The sequence below is a fragment of the Peribacillus loiseleuriae genome (assembly GCF_001183985.1).
In the GTDB taxonomy this organism is placed as follows: domain Bacteria; phylum Bacillota; class Bacilli; order Bacillales; family DSM-1321; genus Peribacillus; species Peribacillus loiseleuriae.
Genome location: NZ_LFZW01000005.1, coordinates 1 through 1,566 on the forward strand (window position 1 = coordinate 1; position 1,566 = coordinate 1,566).

At 35.4% G+C, this 1,566-nt stretch carries 2 protein-coding genes; one reads left to right on the plus strand and one right to left on the minus strand.

The genetic code is table 11. The features are described from left to right. Positions 1-90 precede the first annotated feature (90 nt). On the plus strand, positions 91-1,113 hold the full coding sequence (locus AC625_RS24975; protein WP_049682967.1) for an IS1595 family transposase: 1,023 nt from the start codon (positions 91-93) through the stop codon (positions 1,111-1,113). Between the two features lie 102 nt (positions 1,114-1,215). Here AC625_RS24975 and AC625_RS27175 read toward each other — a convergent pair whose 3' ends face one another. After that, positions 1,216-1,386, minus strand: coding sequence for a hypothetical protein (locus AC625_RS27175; RefSeq protein WP_156187596.1), 171 nt, complete (start codon positions 1,384-1,386; stop codon positions 1,216-1,218). Between the last annotated feature and the right edge of the window lie 180 nt (positions 1,387-1,566).

Consider the following 1,566-nt stretch of genomic DNA (forward strand, 5'->3'; position numbering starts at 1 on the left):
AAGGCTATGTTAAAGTTATTGGTTGATTTTGAATAAAACGTCCTCTTTTGTAGTATCCTGACTGTATACATTACAAAAGGGGCAATTCAAATGACTTTAACGAACATAATAGCTAATATTTCTTCTTTAAATGATAAAGACAAAGAATACATTTTAGATTATCTAACTCGCCATTTCTCGCCTTCATCCTCACAACAAGGAGCTTTAATCGGTGAATTGAGGGAGAGAAAGTTTTCTCATGGTTTTCATTGTCGGCATTGTGGAAGTACATCAGTGGTTCGTTACGGGAAGCGAGATGGTCGCCAACGTTATAAGTGCAAAGATTGTCATAAATTAAGCAGTGATTTGACTAATTCCCCTATGTATCGTTCGAAAAAGGCAGACAAATGGATTCCATTTATTGAGTGTATGTTGAATGGTCTATCACTTCGTGAAACAGCTTCACAAATTGGCATTACTCACGTAACCGCTTTTTACTGGAGGCATAAAGTGCTGTCTGCTCTCACAAAAGAAAGCATCGGTATATTTGAAGGACTCGTAGAAGTAGATGAAACATACTTCTTAGAAAGCCATAAAGGACGTAGAGTTATTCCGAATCGCAAACCAAGAAAACGTGGCGGTTCTGCTTCCAAAAGAGGTATTTCCAATGAACAAGTCTGTGTATTAGTAGCTAGAGACCGAAACAAAACAACCCTTTCAAAACGGGTAGGTTCAGGTAGGATTCTAATGGAACAAATTGATAACACCCTTACATCGCATTTTAAGAATGATACGGTGCTTATTTCCGATGCTCACAATTCTTACAAATCTTACACATCTACTAACGATGTGGAGCACATCATCATAAACGGAAGTAAGAAAGAATATGTAAAGAAAGGCATCTACCACCTCAATAATATTAATAGTTACCATTCCCGTTTAAAGAAATGGATAAGTCGTTTTAATGGTGTTTCTACGAAGTATTTACAACTTTATTTAGTTTGGTTTCAATTCCTAGACAATAGAAAAATGGAAAGCGATTTGAGTAAGAAAAAGCAAATGCTTATCTTGGCAAGTGTTCATGGAACATGGGAAACCGCAGACAAGTTAAGGCTGAGAGACTATGCATTCTAAATAAAAAGTGCACATAAAAATGAGCAAGGAAAATGTATCTCCAAGCCCATTGCATTTTAATGTCCACTTTTTACTAAAGTACCCGTTAATTGAGCACTTTATCTATACTTTTTCAGACTTATCCTTTAGAAATAATCCGATTAACGTAACTACAAATCCACCAGTTACAATAAAGAACTCTTTATCACCACGCAATATTCCACCATATTCTTGTATCCAGAAACCTAAAATCATTATTGCAATGCCAAGTAACATTATTTTAGTAGAACGCATTATTCTCCCTCTTTTCTTATTGAACTAACCTGCGGCGTTAGTTTAAGTGTAAACCTTCACAAACTTGTTCTCATTTTAACATAAATATCCAGTTAAAGTGGATTTACTTTAAACAGATGTAGGGTATGTGTCACCATACCATTTCACTATAAATCAACCTTTACCTTTAACATAGCCAAA

What these genes read in the sequence shown, in the direction of transcription:
- AC625_RS24975 (WP_049682967.1), top strand. Translation starts at nt 91, where the DNA reads ATGACTTTAACGAACATAATAGCTAATATTTCTTCTTTAAATGATAAA.
- AC625_RS27175 (WP_156187596.1), bottom strand. Translation starts at nt 1,386, where the DNA reads ATGCGTTCTACTAAAATAATGTTACTTGGCATTGCAATAATGATTTTA.